The sequence below is a fragment of the Neobacillus sp. PVCKKU3 genome (assembly GCF_058323225.1).
This window is the reverse complement of record NZ_JBLVQN010000026.1, coordinates 26,972-44,528: the sequence shown is the minus strand read 5'-3', so window position 1 is coordinate 44,528 and position 17,557 is coordinate 26,972. Positions and strand designations below refer to the sequence as shown.

17 protein-coding genes are annotated in these 17,557 nt (G+C 40.3%); 12 read left to right on the top strand and 5 right to left on the bottom strand.

The window, feature by feature from the left end:
- Positions 1-239: 239 nt before the first annotated feature.
- From ACNQGS_RS17660 to ACNQGS_RS17635, 6 genes are all read left to right on the top strand, one after another.
- On the top strand, positions 240-1,478 hold the full coding sequence (locus ACNQGS_RS17660) for an aminopeptidase (RefSeq protein WP_491488500.1): 1,239 nt from the start codon (positions 240-242) through the stop codon (positions 1,476-1,478).
- 239 nt (positions 1,479-1,717) lie between these two features.
- Positions 1,718-2,125, top strand: a complete 408-nt coding sequence (locus tag ACNQGS_RS17655; RefSeq protein ID WP_491488461.1) for a MerR family transcriptional regulator — start codon at positions 1,718-1,720, stop codon at positions 2,123-2,125.
- Positions 2,122-3,030 (top strand): DMT family transporter, encoded by a 909-nt coding sequence (locus tag ACNQGS_RS17650; RefSeq protein WP_491488460.1) that lies wholly within the window; start codon positions 2,122-2,124, stop codon positions 3,028-3,030. Before ACNQGS_RS17655 ends, ACNQGS_RS17650 begins: the two co-directional genes overlap by 4 nt.
- Positions 3,031-3,068: 38 nt before the next feature.
- Positions 3,069-3,227 carry a hypothetical protein gene (locus tag ACNQGS_RS17645; protein ID WP_491488499.1) on the top strand — a complete coding sequence of 53 codons (159 nt, stop codon included), beginning with the start codon at positions 3,069-3,071 and terminating at the stop codon, positions 3,225-3,227.
- Between the two features lie 307 nt (positions 3,228-3,534).
- Entirely contained in the window at positions 3,535-4,560 is a 1,026-nt protein-coding gene (locus ACNQGS_RS17640) for a patatin-like phospholipase family protein (RefSeq protein ID WP_491488459.1), read from the top strand.
- Between the two features lie 103 nt (positions 4,561-4,663).
- On the top strand, positions 4,664-4,987 hold the full coding sequence (locus ACNQGS_RS17635; RefSeq protein ID WP_491488458.1) for a hypothetical protein: 324 nt from the start codon (positions 4,664-4,666) through the stop codon (positions 4,985-4,987).
- Between the two features lie 166 nt (positions 4,988-5,153).
- Here ACNQGS_RS17635 and ACNQGS_RS17630 read toward each other — a convergent pair whose 3' ends face one another.
- Positions 5,154-6,038: a LysR family transcriptional regulator gene (locus ACNQGS_RS17630; RefSeq protein WP_213140540.1), complete on the bottom strand. Its 885-nt coding sequence runs from the start codon at positions 6,036-6,038 to the stop codon at positions 5,154-5,156.
- 166 nt (positions 6,039-6,204) lie between these two features.
- Here ACNQGS_RS17630 and ACNQGS_RS17625 point away from each other — a divergent pair, with 166 nt between their 5' ends.
- Positions 6,205-9,093: a 2-oxoglutarate dehydrogenase E1 component gene (locus ACNQGS_RS17625; RefSeq protein ID WP_491488456.1), complete on the top strand. Its 2,889-nt coding sequence runs from the start codon at positions 6,205-6,207 to the stop codon at positions 9,091-9,093.
- A gap of 51 nt (positions 9,094-9,144) precedes the next feature.
- Entirely contained in the window at positions 9,145-10,398 is a 1,254-nt protein-coding gene (gene odhB, locus ACNQGS_RS17620; RefSeq protein ID WP_491488455.1) for a 2-oxoglutarate dehydrogenase complex dihydrolipoyllysine-residue succinyltransferase, read from the top strand.
- Positions 10,399-10,512: 114 nt separating this feature from the next.
- On the opposite strand, the gene ACNQGS_RS17615 is transcribed toward odhB, so the two are convergent.
- Positions 10,513-10,788, bottom strand: a complete 276-nt coding sequence (locus ACNQGS_RS17615) for a YqhV family protein (RefSeq protein ID WP_213140537.1) — start codon at positions 10,786-10,788, stop codon at positions 10,513-10,515.
- A gap of 163 nt (positions 10,789-10,951) precedes the next feature.
- On the opposite strand from ACNQGS_RS17615, the gene ACNQGS_RS17610 reads away from it, so the two are divergent.
- From ACNQGS_RS17610 to ACNQGS_RS17595, 4 genes are read left to right on the top strand one after another with little or no spacing between them, the layout of a single operon-like run.
- Positions 10,952-12,511, top strand: coding sequence for a spore germination protein (locus tag ACNQGS_RS17610; protein ID WP_491488454.1), 1,560 nt, complete (start codon positions 10,952-10,954; stop codon positions 12,509-12,511).
- Positions 12,508-13,662 (top strand): Ger(x)C family spore germination protein, encoded by a 1,155-nt coding sequence (locus tag ACNQGS_RS17605; protein ID WP_491488453.1) that lies wholly within the window; start codon positions 12,508-12,510, stop codon positions 13,660-13,662. Before ACNQGS_RS17610 ends, ACNQGS_RS17605 begins: the two co-directional genes overlap by 4 nt.
- Positions 13,663-13,665: 3 nt before the next feature.
- Positions 13,666-13,884, top strand: coding sequence for a hypothetical protein (locus ACNQGS_RS17600; RefSeq protein WP_491488452.1), 219 nt, complete (start codon positions 13,666-13,668; stop codon positions 13,882-13,884).
- Positions 13,881-14,984: a GerAB/ArcD/ProY family transporter gene (locus tag ACNQGS_RS17595; RefSeq protein WP_491488451.1), complete on the top strand. Its 1,104-nt coding sequence runs from the start codon at positions 13,881-13,883 to the stop codon at positions 14,982-14,984. The genes ACNQGS_RS17600 and ACNQGS_RS17595 overlap by 4 nt, the downstream gene beginning before the upstream one ends.
- Before the next feature lie 56 nt (positions 14,985-15,040).
- On the opposite strand, the gene ACNQGS_RS17590 is transcribed toward ACNQGS_RS17595, so the two are convergent.
- From ACNQGS_RS17590 to ACNQGS_RS17580, 3 genes are all read right to left on the bottom strand, one after another.
- On the bottom strand, positions 15,041-15,805 hold the full coding sequence (locus ACNQGS_RS17590; RefSeq protein WP_491488450.1) for a sulfite exporter TauE/SafE family protein: 765 nt from the start codon (positions 15,803-15,805) through the stop codon (positions 15,041-15,043).
- Positions 15,806-15,924: 119 nt separating this feature from the next.
- Positions 15,925-16,206, bottom strand: coding sequence for a hypothetical protein (locus tag ACNQGS_RS17585; protein ID WP_491488449.1), 282 nt, complete (start codon positions 16,204-16,206; stop codon positions 15,925-15,927).
- 14 nt (positions 16,207-16,220) lie between these two features.
- On the bottom strand, positions 16,221-17,453 hold the full coding sequence (locus ACNQGS_RS17580; protein WP_491488498.1) for an MFS transporter: 1,233 nt from the start codon (positions 17,451-17,453) through the stop codon (positions 16,221-16,223).
- Between the last annotated feature and the right edge of the window lie 104 nt (positions 17,454-17,557).

The window sequence follows — 17,557 nt, the reverse complement described above, 5'->3', positions numbered from 1 at the left end:
CCATGTTACATAATCATATTTTATCAAGATATTATGTAACATTCAAAAAATCTGCTTAAAATTTCAACATTAGTTTTTGGTTAGTTTGCAGTTATTTTTAAAAAATAAGAACCTGATAGCAGAAATCAATTAAAATGCCGGGGTGCCAACAGCTGCACATTCCCCAGTTGCATCTTTTTCTCCCAATTATGCTACTATATTATCGTGACAAAAAAATTTTGGGAGGTAAATATATAGTGCTGCCTAATTTTGAAGAGAACTTACATAAGTATGCAAAGCTTTTAGTGGCGAAAGGGATCAATGTTCAACCAGGTGATTGGGTGAAAATGACCATTAACGTTGATCAGGCGCCTTTAGCCCGCCACATCACGAAAGAGGCTTATGCCCTGGGGGCTGAAAAGGTAATTATCAAATGGTCTGATGACGAAATTACAAAAGAACATTACTTGCATCAACCGGTGGAAGTATTGACTAGCATTCCTGACTATGAAATTCAGGAATCTGAGGACCACGTATTAAACCACCGTGTCAGCCGTCTTTCCATTCTTTCAAGTGATCCGGGCTTGTTGAATGAAGTCGACCCAGCTAAAGTTGCTGAGTATCAAAAGGTTGCTGGTAAGGCCTTCCATGCCCAACGTAAGGCGACCCAGAACGATGATTTAAAATGGACAGTTGCTGCTGCTGCCGGAGCAGGATGGGCTGCCAAGGTATTCCCTGATTTGGCTACCCCTGAGGAACAGGTTGATGCCCTCTGGGATCAAATTTTTAAAACCTGCCGTGTATACGAAGAAGACCCGATAGCTGCCTGGGACCAGCATAAAGACAAATTGAATGAAAAAGCTGATAAATTAAATGAAATCCAATTTGATTCACTTCACTATACGGCACCTGGCACCGATTTAACGCTCGGCCTGCCGAAAAACCATATTTGGGCATGTGCGGGAAGCCAAAACCCAAAAGGAGAAGAATTTATCGCCAACATGCCAACGGAGGAAGTGTTCACAGCTCCTGATACACGCCGCATGGACGGGGTAGTTCGCAGTTCTAAACCGTTAAGCTATGCGGGGACGTTAATTGAAGGAATTGAAGTCCATTTTAAAGACGGGAAAATTGTCGATATCACTGCTGAAAAAGGTGTAGATGCCATCAAGAAGCTGGTATTCGACAACGAAGGCGGAACAGGTCTGGGTGAAGTCGCTCTTGTGCCAGATCCATCACCGATTTCTCAATCTGGGATTATTTTCTTTAATACTCTATTTGACGAGAATGCTTCGAACCACTTGGCAATCGGCTCGGCCTACCCGACGACGATTGAAGGCGGAACAAAAATGAGCCAGGAAGAGCTGCAGCAAAACGGGATGAATACATCGACTGTTCATGTGGACTTCATGATTGGCTCTAACCAAATGAATATAGATGGCATCAAACAAGACGGTACCGTCGTACCAATCTTCCGGAATGGTGATTGGGCTATCTAAAAAGGTAAAAAGGGTCCATGAGGCATAGCTGTTTTCCAGCAGCTACTGTTTCCTGGACCCTTTTGTATACATCCATGACTCCTCGGCATTGTAAATGCCTTTTCCATCCAAACAAGTCTGATTCCCCATTACAATTTCCATATTTCACTTTTAAAAGATTTTATTTTTTTCTCCTTGACTTAGAGTTAACTCTAAGTAATAAACTGACATTAATTAATAAAGAAAGGGTTGATGTAGTTGTGTTTTCCATTGGTGAAGTTGCTGAGCAAACTGGAATTAGCGCCTATACATTAAGGTATTATGAAAAAATCGGGTTACTGCCACCGCCGAAACGAAAAGGTGGTGGAAATCGTTATTATACCTCATCGGATACTCAGTTCTTGATTTTTTTAAAAAGTCTAAAGGAAACTGGTATGTCTTTGGAGGATATGATTGAGTTTGTTAAAGACGGCTGTGTTATGGAAAAAATTAATGCAGATATTAATCCGTTAGAACTCACCCCGTCCTTAAATAACCGAATTGAGATTTTAACTAGGCATTTAATGAAAATGGAAATGAAAAAAAAGGAGCTGGAAGAAGTAATTTCAGCAACAAAAGAAAAATTAGATATCTATTATTCTCTTTTGAAAGAGGATGACGCCAAATGAAAAATATTAGAATCTACCTGATGTTACTTGGCTTCTCAATTTTTACGGGGGTTACTTTTAATCTAGCAAAATATACTGTCAGCTATTTTTCACCAACATCCGCGGCAGCATGGCGATTTGGCTTGGCTGCCGCTGTGATGATCATTATATTAATGTTTACTGAAGGGATAAACATCAACCAATTAAGGAAAAATGCGCCTGTTTATATTGTTCTCGGGATAATTGGCATTTTTGGATTCAACGCTTTGTTCTTTGTTGGCCTAAAATATACATCTCCCGTTAACGGGGCATTAATAATGGGGTTAAACCCTTTATTAACGACAATTTTTGCTCGAATAATATTAAAGAATAAAATTACCAAAAAACAATTAATAAGTATATTTCTCGCATTTTTCGGTGTAATGTTAGTCATTACTCAGGGTTCCTTTCATACCATTAGGACTCTAGCTATTTCAGGAGGAGATTTCATAATCTTAACTGGAAACGTGTGTTGGGCCCTTTATGGTGTACTAAGCCGTCGGTTTATTAAGGATGCCACTCCGCTATCTACAACCACCTATACAATGCTAATAGGTTCTATTAGTTTAATCGCACTTTCCTTTTTCTCGCCTAACCCGGTTCCGTTATCAAGGATTCCAATTGAAGCATGGGGCGCGATTGCCTTTATGGCTTTCTTTACAAGTGTGTTGGGTTATTTATGGTGGAATAAGGGGATGAAGGAGATTGGGGCTAGTAAAACCTCTGTATTTTTCAATCTTGTTCCTGTTGTAACAATGTTTATTGCATTTGCCACTGGAACACCAATAGAGTCATTTCAAATTGTTGGAGCTATTTTGGTTATATTTGGCGTGTTAACTGCTTCGGGAATAATAAATATCCCTAGGAACATACAAACAAAACGTTAGTAGGGGGATTTGGTGCCACAGGGGTTCCGGAATATTTACTGCAAGGAGTAATCGATCGAACGGAGCTTCAAAATCTGACCATCATTAGCAACAATATTACAAAAGAGACGAATTTGAATGTTCTATTTCAACAAGGCCGGATTAAGAAAGCGATTGGGTCGTATTTTACTACCAATAAAGAGGTAGTTCAGGCTTGATCAGCAACTGTGGTTAGTGGAATGAGTGATGAAATCACAATGGACCAACTAAAAAAAATAACACCTGCCTACTATGAAGTAGCAAGTGATTTTAAAATTTTTAATAGGAAAGAAATGATTAATCAATGTTAAATGTATCTCAAGTTTAGGTGAGGCTATAAGCCCTCACCTATTTTTTTTAATAGATTTGGCTCCTGTTGATAATCCCACTTTTTATCATTTATTGATATACATTTTTTTACAAAAAAATCAATTCTAACAAATTATAATTAAAAATATCATGACTTTGTTATGGGGGGCGTGGATTATGGGTTATCATTTTAAAAATCTAGTATTTGAAGGTGGAGGGGTTAAAGGGATTGCATATGTCGGGGCTTTGGAGGTATTAAATGAAAAGGGGATCCTTAAGGATATTCAAAAGGTGGGAGGTACCTCAGCGGGTGCCATTATTGCCCTGCTTGTAGGGTTGAATTTTTCCACAGAGGAAATAAAAAAAATCTTGCTCGAGCTGAATTTTCGAAATTTCATGGATGAGTCGTGGGGGCTTGTGTTAGATACTAATCGATTGATTCATCAATATGGCTGGTATAAGGGAGATTATTTTCGAAATTGGATTGCCAATCTTGTTAAAGAAAAAACCAATAATAGTGAAGCCACTTTTAAGGATGTTAATAACCTGAAGCAGAACAACCAATTTCGTGACCTATATTTTGTAGGCACCAATTTATCCACTCATTTTGGAGAAGTATTTTCCTTTGAACACACGCCAAGGATGTGTATCGCCGATGCTGTCCGCATTTCGATGTCTATCCCGCTGTTTTTCACAGCCAAAACAAATAGCCGCGGTGATGTTTATGTGGACGGCGGTGTTTTAGATAACTATCCGATTAAGCTCTTTGACCGTATGAAGTATGTTGAGCAATACTATCACGTCCCGGAATACTATGAGAAGCATAACAATCATTTGACCCAAATAGGGAAAATCATAAATCCTTATGTTTTTAATAAGGAAACGCTTGGATTTCGTCTGGATTCAGCCGGGGAAATTGCTGCTTTCCGGGACCAATCCGAACCGCCGCGTCATGAAATTGAGAATTTATTTTCCTACATGTGGAATTTGGTTGAAACAATCCTCGAGGTCCAGGAAAATCAGCATCTGCATAGTGATGATTGGCAACGAACAATCTATATCGACACTTTAGGAGTTAAGACAACAGATTTTGACCTTGACCGCCAAAGAAAAGAAGCACTTGTGAAATCCGGAAAGGAATTCGCCCTTAAATATTTTGAATGGTATGATGGTTCCGACAAACCGCCGGCAAATCGGCCATAAGTATTTACTTTTTTTCTAAATGGTCATTTTTTTGGTTGGGGGTTGTTCAAATGGTCTTGAATAATAAGGCACCTTCATAAAATTTTAATTGGAGGTGTTGTTATTGAAAAATAAAACAAGTGAATTTGAGTGCCTTGTTTGCAATGGTATCCACTTTCGAAAAGGATATATTGCGGTGAAATATGAAAGGTACCATGAGAATTATAAAATTAATGAGACTGCAGATGCTGACTTAAAGTTCTTACTGGAATCTGAAGAGGAGCACCCATTAAAAAACATTCCGGAGCAATCAAATTTATTTACCTACATTTGTGAAGATTGTGGTTTCATCATGAATTTTATCCAAGAAAAACAAGTTGAAAGTAAAAAGAAAGAACGACTTAGAAAACAAAGACAAAAAATGTATGATTGGACAAAATTTAAATAAGCAAGCACCATTTAGGCACTCAAACTGTTTGAGTGTTTTTTTATTTATCGGCATGGTACATTTATAAGGAGCTTACGGATATGCCACTGACAGTTTTAACAAACTAGATAAAATAAAAAGATTCAGACCAAATTAGTCTGAATCTTTTTATCTTGAACATGTCTTTTTAATGATTTTTCCAATCTAAATTTTCGATGAAATGGACGAATGCATTAACAACATTCCATTCCATAGATTCCTTATGATAATACATCCAAGTTCTTCGCAAGATAGGACTTCCTTCTTGATCCGTTAATGGAATTTTGTATAAGTCTTCAATTCCGGCAAGTACCCTGCTGGACAAGATGCCATAGCCTAAACCATTTATAACCATCTCTTTACACGTATCCACTTGGTCCACTTCGATACTGATAAAGGGTGCTTCCGCATAATTTTCAGCCCACCAATGATCAATTATTGATTTTAATAAGTAATCCCCTCTATAATCAATTCTCGGAAGACGAGGAAGATCCGTTATATCAATCTGCTTGGTAGAAGCGATGCAGATGGTTTCCTCAAATAATTGATGGATCGATAACCCCCGCCAGCCATAGTCTCCTCGTACAAAACCGATATGAACATCCTTATTGTGAATGAGCTGTGTTACGTCTCTGCTCCATCCTGTTATCACTTTGAATTCCACATGGGGATATTGATTTTTGAATAATTTTAAAAGATAAGGAAGTTCATTATTCGCGAAATAATTGGATACCCCCAATTTCAACGTACCTGCCACTTCATTCTTTTCGTTATTACTCATACTTTGGACATTTTCTTTGATTTTTTGAAAATGGGCCAGTGCTTCCTCGGCACACTGGACAAGATATTCTCCTTGTGGGGTAAAATGTACACCACGGCTTTCACGGGTTACGATTTTTACACCCAGTTCTTCTTGCATATGCTTTAATCGGCTCGTTAATGCAGGTTGAGTCAGAAATAATAGACGAGCTGTTTTTGTTAGATTTTTTTGATTATATAATACCTTCAATATTTCCCAATCGCGATAATCCATTGTTCCACCTATCTATCTGATATAAATAATTTTTATAATAAAATATAATTTTTTAGCATTTTATTTATTTCAATTATTACATTATCCTTATCCATAGGCAATTGATAATTATTACTATTAATCTTTCAAATATAAACATAAGAACTAAATCATGGGGGTATTGTAAATGGGTGTAAAGGACAACCAACCAAATCCATGGAAAAAATTTATTGGTCCGAACCTTGGATACGTGATTGAACAATATGAACGGTTCACGAACGGAGAAGAAACCATTGATCAAAATTTAAAAGAGCTTTTCATTAAATGGGGCTCACCATTGTCCTATGAGACAATTCAAACGAAAGAATCCATCGAAAATGTACCTGATCTTCCTTCAGCAAGTATAGAGAAAGTATTGAAAGCGGCCAAACTGCTTGAAAACATTCGTACAAATGGCCATTTGGCAGCAAACATAAATCCTTTGGAGGAGAATCCAAAGGGTCAAGAGTTGTTCAATCCTATAAAACATGGAATAAGTGAACAGGATTTGAAAGCGATACCAGCTAAATTGGTTTGGGAAGAGGCACCGGAAGATGTTAAAACCGCATTTGATGCCATGAATCGTTTAATGGAACGCTATACGTCAGCTCTTGCTTACGAGTTTACGCATGTTAGTGATTCGGAGGAACGAATTTGGCTGACTCAGATGGTGGAGTCGGGTTCCTTACAACGCTCCTTATCTAAAGAAGAACGAACAAACCTGTTAAAGAGTTTGACAGAAGTTGAGGGATTTGAACAATTTTTACACAAAACCTTTGTTGGTCAAAAAAGATTTTCCATTGAAGGTGTAGACATGCTTGTCCCAATGCTGGACGCGGCAGTGCGTGAAGGTGTGGAAGAAGGAGTCCGCAACGTCGCAATTGGGATGGCGCATCGCGGCCGTTTAAGTGTTCTCGCACATGTGTTAAAAAAACCATACAGCAAGATTTTCGCTGAATTTCAGCATTCCCACGCCAAACAACAAGGTCCGTCAGCAGATTTAGTCGACATTAGCGAGGGCTGGACAGGGGATGTGAAATACCATTTAGGACGCAATCGATTCGTTGAAGGCACTGGCACCGTTCGCACTCGTATTACCTTGGCGAATAATCCAAGCCATCTTGAATTTGTCAATCCGGTAGTCGAAGGTTTTGCAAGGGCAGCCCAAGAAGATCGAAAGAAACCTGGTTATCCGGAGCAGGATGTTAAAAGAGCGTTTGCGATTTTGGTCCATGGCGATGCAGCCTTTCCGGGCCAGGGAATTGTAGCGGAGACTTTGAATTTAGGTGGATTAAAGGGATATCAAACGGGAGGAACCATCCATATTATTGCGAATAACATGGTCGGTTTTACGACAGATAGCCACGACTCTCGTTCAACTCGATATTCCAGTGACTTAGCAAAAGGATTTGAGATTCCGATTGTCCATGTGAATGCAGATGATCCAGAAGCATGTCTGGAAGCTGTTCGCCTTGCTTATCAATACCGTGCTCGTTTCCAAAAAGATTTTGTGATTGATTTAGTTGGTTACCGCCGATATGGTCACAATGAAATGGACGATCCTGCGGTCACTCAGCCACAGGTGTACAAAAAAATCGCCAAACATTCAACTGTAAGAGCATTGTATTCTACTCAACTGTTAAATAACGGAACTCTAAATCAACAAGAAGTTGAACAAATCAATCTTAGCGTGCAGGAACTATTGTTGACTGAGTATGACAAAGCGTCAGAGAAGAAGCAGAGTGAACCACCGGCAGAAATAGCCGTTCCGGGTGTTATAGCGAAAGGAATTCCACCGTTGGAAACAAAAGTACCGATCGGCACTCTTCAAGAAATAAATCGTGAATTGCTAAAATGGCCGGAAGGTTTCCATGTTTATCCAAAATTAAAACGGATTCTTGAGCGCCGGGAAACAGCATTGGAAGGGAACGGGAAAGTGGAATGGGCAGTAGCAGAGGTACTGGCCTTCGCTACGATGTTACAAGAAGGTACACCGATTCGTCTAACGGGCCAAGATTCTGAGCGTGGAACGTATGCACAGCGGCACATTGTTCTTCATGACGAAGAAACAAACGAAACGTATTCACCACTGCACCAACTTCAGCAGGCAACCGCTTCGTTTGCGGTTCACAATAGCCCGCTTTCGGAAGCGGCAGTAGTAGGTTATGAATATGGCTATAACGTATTTGCACCTGAGACACTTGTCATGTGGGAAGCGCAGTATGGCGACTTTGCCAACACGGCTCAACCGCTATTTGATCAATTTGTTTCATCGGCAAGAGCAAAATGGGGGCAAAAATCAGGGCTTACTCTGCTTCTGCCGCACGGTTATGAAGGCCAAGGCCCTGAGCATTCCAGCGCTCGTCCGGAACGCTTCTTGCAGTTGGCAGCTGAAAACAACTGGACTGTTGCCAACCTGACAAGTGCGGCCCAATATTTCCATATTTTACGCCGTCAGGCAGCCACTTTAGGTTCAGAATTTGTTCGCCCATTGGTAATTATGACACCAAAGAGTCTGCTCCGTCACCCGCAGGTCGCTTCTCCTGCTTCCGCTCTCAGCGAAGGCAGTTTCCAAACGGTGATCGAACAGCCGCAGCTCGGAAAAGCGACAGATAAAGTAAAACGATTAGTGTTAACAACGGGTAAGATGGCCATTGATCTGGCAGTTGAAATCGACTCAAGTAAAGAAAATCGAAATTTGGATGAGATACACATCGTTCGTGTTGAACAATTGTATCCATTCCCATTCGAAAAAATAGAAGCAATTATAAAGCGTTATCCAAACTTGAAGGAAATCGTTTGGGTGCAGGAAGAACCGAAGAATATGGGAGCGTGGCATTATATTGCCCCAACCTTATTTGAACTTGCAGAAGGCAGATTGTCCGTCGGTTACATTGGCCGCCAATACCGTTCAAGCACAGCAGGCGGAGATCCACTCGTTCATAAAATGGAACAAGAACGCATTGTCCATCAGGCATTAAATTCTGAGAGTCTAGTAGATACACAGAAACAAGAGGAAAAGTTCGTCACACGCTAAATATGAAATTGTGATAATAGACTTAACAAAATACTCAGGAGGATTTGACACATGATTGAAATCAAAGTACCAGAGCTCGCGGAATCCATTTCAGAAGGAACCATTTCACAATGGCTCATTAATATTGGAGACAAAGTCAGCAAGGGGAATAGTATCGTAGAGTTAGAAACGGACAAAGTGAATATTGAATTAAATGCCGAAGACTCAGGGGTTATCACTAAGCTATTAAAAGAGCCTGGCGATACAGTAGAAGTAGGCGATGTAATTGCCATTATTGAAGAGAATGCAGCTGAGGGAGCTGCTCCGGCTGCACAGGCAGCAGTACCGGAAAAACCGGCACAAGAAACAACCAATCAACCAATCAGCCAGCCAGAGCCGGAACTATCTATAGCTGCCCGTCCGATTGCTTCACCAGCGGCAAGAAAATTGGCAAGAGAGTTGGGAATTGATTTACACCAAGTAAACAGCAGTGACCCGCTTGGCAGAATTCGTCCAGATGATGTGAAAGCACATACGCAAACATCAGCAGTACCGGAAGCTCCAAAAGTGGAAAAGGCAAGCCCAAAACCGGCACCAGCACAACAAATAGATGTTGAGTTTGATAAACCGGTAGAACGTGTAAAAATGTCTCGCCGCCGTCAAACGATCGCTAAGCGCTTAGTGGAAGTCCAGCATACAGCTGCGATGTTAACTACTTTTAATGAAGTGGATATGTCCGCCATTATGGATTTACGTAATAAGCGGAAGGATGCATTCCTTGCAAAACATGGTGTTCGACTAGGGTTCATGTCGTTCTTTACAAAAGCCGTGGTTTCAGCCTTAAAACAATTCCCACTGTTAAATGCTGAAATACAAGGCGATGAATTGATTCTTAAAAAGTTTTATGATATCGGAATTGCCGTAGCTGCCCCAGAGGGTTTGGTTGTACCGGTTGTCCGTAATGCCAACCAGAAAAACTTTGCCGAAATCGAGCAAGAAATCAGCACTCTTGGTAAAAAAGCTCGTGATAACGCCCTTACTTTAAATGATTTGCAAGGCGGAACATTTACGATTACAAATGGCGGAGTGTTTGGTTCATTAATGTCCACACCGATTTTGAATAGCCCGCAAGTGGGGATTCTCGGTATGCATAAAATCCAAACAAGGCCGGTTGCCATTGATGCAGAAAGAATGGAAAACCGCCCGATGATGTATATTGCTCTTTCATACGATCATCGAATAGTCGACGGTAAAGAGGCTGTCAGCTTCCTGGCAGCAGTAAAAGAATTACTGGAAGATCCTCACTCTCTTTTATTAGAAGGATAAAAAGTTACTGAGGAATCCGATGGAATAATAGCAGGATAACCTACTCTTAAACGTGAGTAGGTTATTTTTTACTCATCAAGGAGCGGCAGAGCAGCCAGTAATCTCCCTTTTTAGTCACCATTTCACCCCAATTAAAATACAGCTTACCCCAAAAAAGATCCACAATATTTTTACAATCGATAATTCTCCCCCTGCCATTCCAAGAACGCCGATGGTGGTTGTCAATATGAGGATCACTGGCCCGACCAGTGCAAGGGAACTATTAACGATAAGTGCTTTTTCAATTGAATTAAATTTTATCATCAGCACAGCAGCAAAGATTTCGATACTGCCAGACAAGACCCTCAGCATAGCCATGGCCAAAACTGCTTTTTCAATAAAAATAAACATATGTAACCCCCTGAAAACAGTTAGTCATCTCATTATATGAAGGCAATCCGTATACAAGGACAAGTTTTTAAAAATACCAAAAGGGATAATTTTCAACTACTGGGTAATATTAAAAATGGTTTTGAAATATCCACGGCCAAAATTATCGACACGGAGGACTCCAATGAAGAAATTAAAAAAATTGAAATCCTCTAAAGAAAAATCACTATCAAGTGATGAGACTCATAAGGAGATTCAGGCTGACTTACAGGTCAACATTGAGATCTTAAAAGAACTGTTTCAGGATTGTACTGATGTTGTCTTCCGACCGTTGATTGCTGGCAACGTCCATGCCTGTTTGCTATTTGTAGATGGCTTTGTAGATACAAAATCAATTGAACTACATGGGTTAAAACAACTAATCGAAGAACATGAAGTAAACCGGATTACAGCAGAGTCTTTGACAGAAAGAGTTATATCCATCAGTTCTGTATCAGAAACAATCAAATTGGATGATGTGGTCAAAAACGTATTGAAAGCCAATACCGTACTATTGGTTGATGGTCTGACGAAAGCGATTATTTTCGATGCTAAAGGGGGAGAACGAAGAGGGGTTTCAGAGCCCACTACAGAATCCGCCGTCCGTGGACCACGTGAAGGGTTTACCGAAATATTAAGGGTAAACACGGCTTTGGTCCGCCATAAAATCCGCTCCAATCGATTAAAAATTCTTTCAAAAGACATTGGAGAAGAAACACAAACGAACTTAGCCATTTTATATGTGGAAGGCTTGGCTCCACCGGAATTGGTAGAAGAAGTCCTCTCAAGGCTTGATCGAATAAAAATTGATGGGATATTAGAAAGTGGCTATATTGAAGAATTCATTGAGGACAGTGCTTGGAGCATGTTTCCCCAAATCCAAAACACCGAGAGACCTGATACAGTGGCCGCCAACCTCCTCGAGGGCAGAATTGCCATCATCGTTGATGGGACACCTTTTGTATTAATTTTGCCGGCAACCTTTTGGCAGTTTTTTCAGTCAAGTGAAGATTATTACGATCGGTTTCATATTTTTATTTTTTTAAGGCTGCTCAGAATTTCCTTCGTGTTTATTGCCATCACCTTACCGGGTATATATGTCGCTGTAACCACCTATCATCAGGAGATGATTCCTACTTCGCTGCTTTTATCAATTGCCGCAAGCCGGGAAGCCATACCGTTTCCCATGTTTGTAGAAGCACTGATTATGGAATTGGCGTTTGAAGCATTGCGGGAAGCGGGAATTCGACTTCCGCAAATTGTCGGACAGGCAGTAGGAATTCTTGGTGCTCTGGTTATTGGGCAGGCGGCGGTAGAAGCCGGTATAGTTTCCGCACCAACGGTTATTATGATTGCGCTTACCGGTATCGCATCATTCACAATTCCAAGGTACAATATGTCCATTTCTGTACGGATGCTCCGCTTTCCGCTGATGATTCTCGGCGGTATGTTTGGGCTGTTTGGTGTGATATTGGGATTCTTAATTATTTTGACACATTTATGCAAACTGCGATCATTTGGGATTCCATATTTTTGGCCTATCGCCCCAATGTCCTTCAAAGCTTTAAAGGACACCTTAATCAGGGTACCATGGTGGGCAATGAACGAGAGACCGAATCAGTTGGTAAAAGAGGATGTAGTCAGACAAGCTGATCATTTAATGCCTAGTCCTCCCAAAGCCGGTGAAGAAGGGAGTCCATCATGAAGAAGGCCAGCATTTTAATAATGACGTTGTTCCTTCTCATACCATTAACTGGCTGTTGGGATCGGACGGAAATAAACGATCTGGCATTTGTTGTGGCAACGGGAGTTGATAAGGGTCCGAAGCAGAAATACCGTTTTACTGTGCAGGTACCTTTGCCAAGCTCTTTAGGCGGAACAGGTTCGAGCGGGGGAGGCGGCGGGACAAGCGGTGAGGGGCCTTTTCTTGTCGCAACCGGGACCGGGCGAAACATCAGGGAAGGTGTTGAGGACATTCAGGCAAGGTTATCAAGAAAGCTTTATTTTGCTCACCGCAGGGTCTTGATAATTGGAGAGGATCAGGCGAAAGAAGGAATAAGGGAAATTCTTAATTCTGTTTTTATCCAGCCTCAGTCAAGATTATCAACCTTTCTAACTGTTTCTAAAGGAGAGGCCGTTAAAATGTTAAAAGCCCAGCCACGAATGGAACAATCGTCTGCTGAAGCGATACGGGAAATGGCCAAAGCAGGTGCGAACTTGACTGTTATGGATGTCCTGCAAAATTTAGACCGGCAAGGGAAGTCACTGATCATTCCAATGGTGGAACCAACTGGGACATTAAAAAAGGAAAGCGATGGGAAAGAAATTTTAATGGACAGTTTTGCTGTGTTTAACGCTGACAAGCTTTCCTTTTTTACAAGTAAAAGGGAATCGCAGGGAATCCTATGGCTGCTCGAACGGATGAAAAAGAAAAGCTACTCTTTTTCTGTTTCGAAAAATAAGGAATTGACGGTTCATATTAACGAAAATAGTGTGAACCCAAACTTAAAAATAGTGAACGGAAACCCTGAATTTGCCATTTCAGTCAGGGTAACAGGGAATCTGCTGGATAATGAACCAAATTTACGAATCGAAGACCCAGCAACCTATAACAAAATTATTGATAATATGGAAAAGGAAATAAAGAATGATATCCATTCTATACTGAACCATGCTCATACACAAGGGATAGATATTTATGGATTCGGATGGTTTTTATTTAAACGTCATCATCAAAAATGGGAGCATGAGTGGAAGCAGAATTGGAAATCGATGCTCCCCTCTTTAAAGGTAACGGTTAAGGTGGATGCCGATATTCAAAGAACAACGAATACCGGAAATGAGGAAAGGAACTAACATATGGATATAGCGATTGTTTGGTTATCTCTGGCCATTTATGTTGTGATTATTTTCAAGGCGAAAATTATTGATAAAAAAGAGCGTAAATGGGCGTTCCTGTTCATTATTTTAACAGTCGGATGCACTGTTTTGACGGGTCTGCATCTTTCTTTAAATAGTGTTACCTCATTTTTAAATGATTCCTTTGGCAGGCTGTCAAGAATGGTTGTGAACATATGAGGGAAAAAATCTCCAATCTTCAGTTAATCTTTTTAATCGCAAACTTTATTATGAGTGCAGCCGTAATCAGCCTGCCGCAAATCATCGTTCATACGGGACGGCAGAACGCTTGGCTTGTCCCGATTGTTTCATTTCCATTTTTTCTATTGATCATTTATCTGATTTTTGGAAAGAAAGGGAAGGCGGAACGATTTGAACATCTCTTTGCCATCGGGAAGAAAGGGAGCCTTTTGGAAAAAGGGATCATCATCTTATTTTTCTTTTTAGCTTTATTGGTTTTTGTACGTGATTTACGGGCGCTTGTTGATTTTGTAGCATCCGTACTTTTGCCAAACACCCCTATTAATATGTTAATGGTTTTATCGACCTTGGTCATCATTTATATCAGCATGGCTGGAATAGAGGTCATTGCAAGAATTAATGCCATCCATTTTTTTATTTTCATCATTGTGTCCCTTTTCCTGCCATTTCTTTTGCTCAACGAACTGGATGCCGGAAATCTGCAGCCGCTCCCTGGCCTGCACTCGTTTAAAGCATTAACGAAATCTGTTTTTATATCCTTCTCCTGGATAGGAGAGCTGTTTTTTTTCATCCTGATCATTGCAAATGTTAACCCGCTAAAGGCAGCCCGAAAAGCAGTTATCACTGGTACAGCTTTGGGTGTGTTTCTGTTTCTGATCCTTCTTATTTTAAACATCTCGGTTTTAGGAACAAAAATAGTCAGGGAGGCAGCCTATCCAACCTATATACTTGTTCAGCAAATCAACTTAACTGATTTTCTTGACCGGCTGGATTTAGTCATTGTGTCAGTTTGGATTCCGGTTTTCTTCTGCAAAGTAGCATTTCTAATGTATGTGATTAATTTTTGTTTTAGTTATTTCTATAAATCCAATACAAATAAATTTCTTGTCCCGATTGCGTTTACACTCGGGTATTTATCGATTCTATTGTTTAAAAACAGCATGGAACATATCCATTTTTCGTTTTATGCGTGGAATTCACTTGGAATCTTTTTAGAAGGATCCATTGTTATTTTATTTCTTTTTTTGAAAAGAACGGTTCTTAAAAGGAAGGAAACTAAACCAGCTAATACGTCTTGAATGGGGAAAGAAACACGGTATAAACGCCGTGTTTCTTTATGGGATATAACTTGTTGCTAGATTAATTTGATCCCACTGAATAAAATCATTAATGCCATGATCGTTCTTAGTGGCTTTGCAGGAAACTTTGATGATAATGTACTTCCAATTAGAACTCCAGGGATGGAGCCTAATAACAGATTCAGTGTTAATAAATAATCGACATTGCCGATTCCAGCGTGCATAAAACCAGCCGCGGTAACTAACAAAAATGCATGGGCTATATCTGTTCCAACCAGTTCCGACGAACCCATCCGATACAAGTAAAGCATCGCTATGGCAAATAATGATCCGGAACCAATTGAAGTTAATCCGACTATAAAGCCTAATACCGCTCCAATTGTTATAGTTAGTGCCTTTTTTTCCTCCAGGGGCTTCAACTGCATAGGATTCCACTCAATTTTCTTTTTCATAAAGGTTTTAAATAGGGTGGCCGCTGCAACCAAAATAAGTACATATCCAAGGGCATGCTTGATAATCTGCTCCTGGTTATGGAAAAAGGAATCAAATAAATGAAGCAGTCCAACCGCTAAAAGGGCGCTGGGGATGCTGCCGATGGCAAGATACTTAACAAGTTTAAGATTGATGGTTTTCTGCCGCCAATGCTGGATGGAACCAAATAGCTTTGTAATCGAGTTATAAAATAAGTCTGTACCAACCGCTATAGAAGGACTGATTCCTAATAAAATGAGGATTGGTGTTAAAAGAGCAGCTCCGCCAACCCCAGTTAATCCGACCATAAAGCCAATGAAAAGCCCCATGATAATGATGCCGACACTCATAGGCAAACACTCCAATATCTCTAAACTGCATTTCATCAATAAAATATGAAGTAGTCAAATGCCTTGTCAGCCCATTTATTCAAAATAAAAAAGAGGACAATCGCCCTCTTTGCAAATTTTTATTTTTCCTCTTCTTCATTTAATTTGATTTTTTTACAGCCAACATATAAACAAGAGAAAATATCATGCCCTGGTTTCGCTTTTGTCATCCCTTTGATATAAGGGGTAACAAGATCCTTAAAGTCGAGTCCGACTCCCTCCTCTTCCAAAATTCCATATACGAATAGTTTTTTCTCATCAAATAAGAAGGCAACATTGCCGACTGCTTTATTGGTGGAATCGACAACATTTAGGACCTGAAAATGAGGAGTAATGACTTCAGGTGAAAAATATATTTGCACTGTTTTCAGCTCCCTTACGTAAACTGCAATTTTTCAAATAGCGTTTCATTTTCCTTTTCCTTTTCCTTCGAAGACTCTTTTTTCGCTACATGAATCAGAACCATACATAGCAAAGCGCAAATGAGGGTTAAACCGGCCGTCGTTAAAAACATTCCGGACCGAGACCAATCCATTAATTTACTAAAGATAGGCGGCCCAATGGCGACGCCTAAGAAACGGACGGAGCCATACAAGGAGGTGACGAATCCTCTCCTGTCTGCCGGAACTGAGCCGGTAATAAAGCTGTTAATGCACGGCAGCACAAGTCCTGTTCCGATACTGCTTATAACAAGTACAGAAAAAAATGGAACCAGCTTTTTAAAGAAAATTAACGATGCAAATGAGCCAGTCATTAAGAGAAGTCCAATAATAATCAGTGCTTTCATCAACTTCATTCTCTTGCCGATTTTACTACCAGTAATGTAAGAGGTTGTGGTCATAAATAAAAGTGGGATGGCCAAGATGGCCCCCTTTAATATTCCATCAATTTGATAGTCCTTTTCAAGAATATCTGAAATGTAAAATAAAATGCCGAACAAAGTAAATAAGCATACCGCTCCTGTCAAGTAAGCGGCAAAAAGCCAGCGTCCTTCAGTTTTAAATACAGAAACAAGGCCTTTTACATATTTTCCAACTGGCGGAGGCTCTTTTTTTGTTTTCTTTTCCTTGATAAAAAAGATGGTTAATAACACGGATAAGAAACAGAAAATCGGAAAAGCAAAGAAGGCGGCGTACCAGAAAATAATGGCCAATAACGAGCCGATGATTGGACTTATCACTTTGCCAAAACCGTTTGATGCTTCTACTAACCCTAATACCTTACTTTGTTCTCCGCCTTTAAATAAATCTCCTGTTAACGCCATGGCAATCGGTGCTGTTCCCGCTGCACCAATTCCCTGCATGATTCTGCCGGTAAGGATCCATGTATAAGAGCCGCCAAACCACGCTGCCGCAGCACCTGCTAAAAGCCCTCCGATTCCGTATAAAATTAGGGCAGGGATGATGACCGCTTTCCTTGAAAAGCGATCAGAAAAATACCCTAAGACAGGAATGGAGATTGCTGCTGCAATCGAAAACACCGAAATAACCAAACTTACCTGAAATTGAGAAATATCTAGCTCCGATTTCATTTTCGGGAGGATTGGGATTAACATGGAGTTTCCTAGGACTAAAATCATCGGGATTGAACCAATTGCAAAAATCGTCATGCCTTTGTGTTTTTGTTTTGGCAATGGAGTGCACCCCTATCGTTTAAATAAGCTCTTTTATTGTTTGACTGGGGACATAAGTTTATACAAGGCGAATGCCTAAT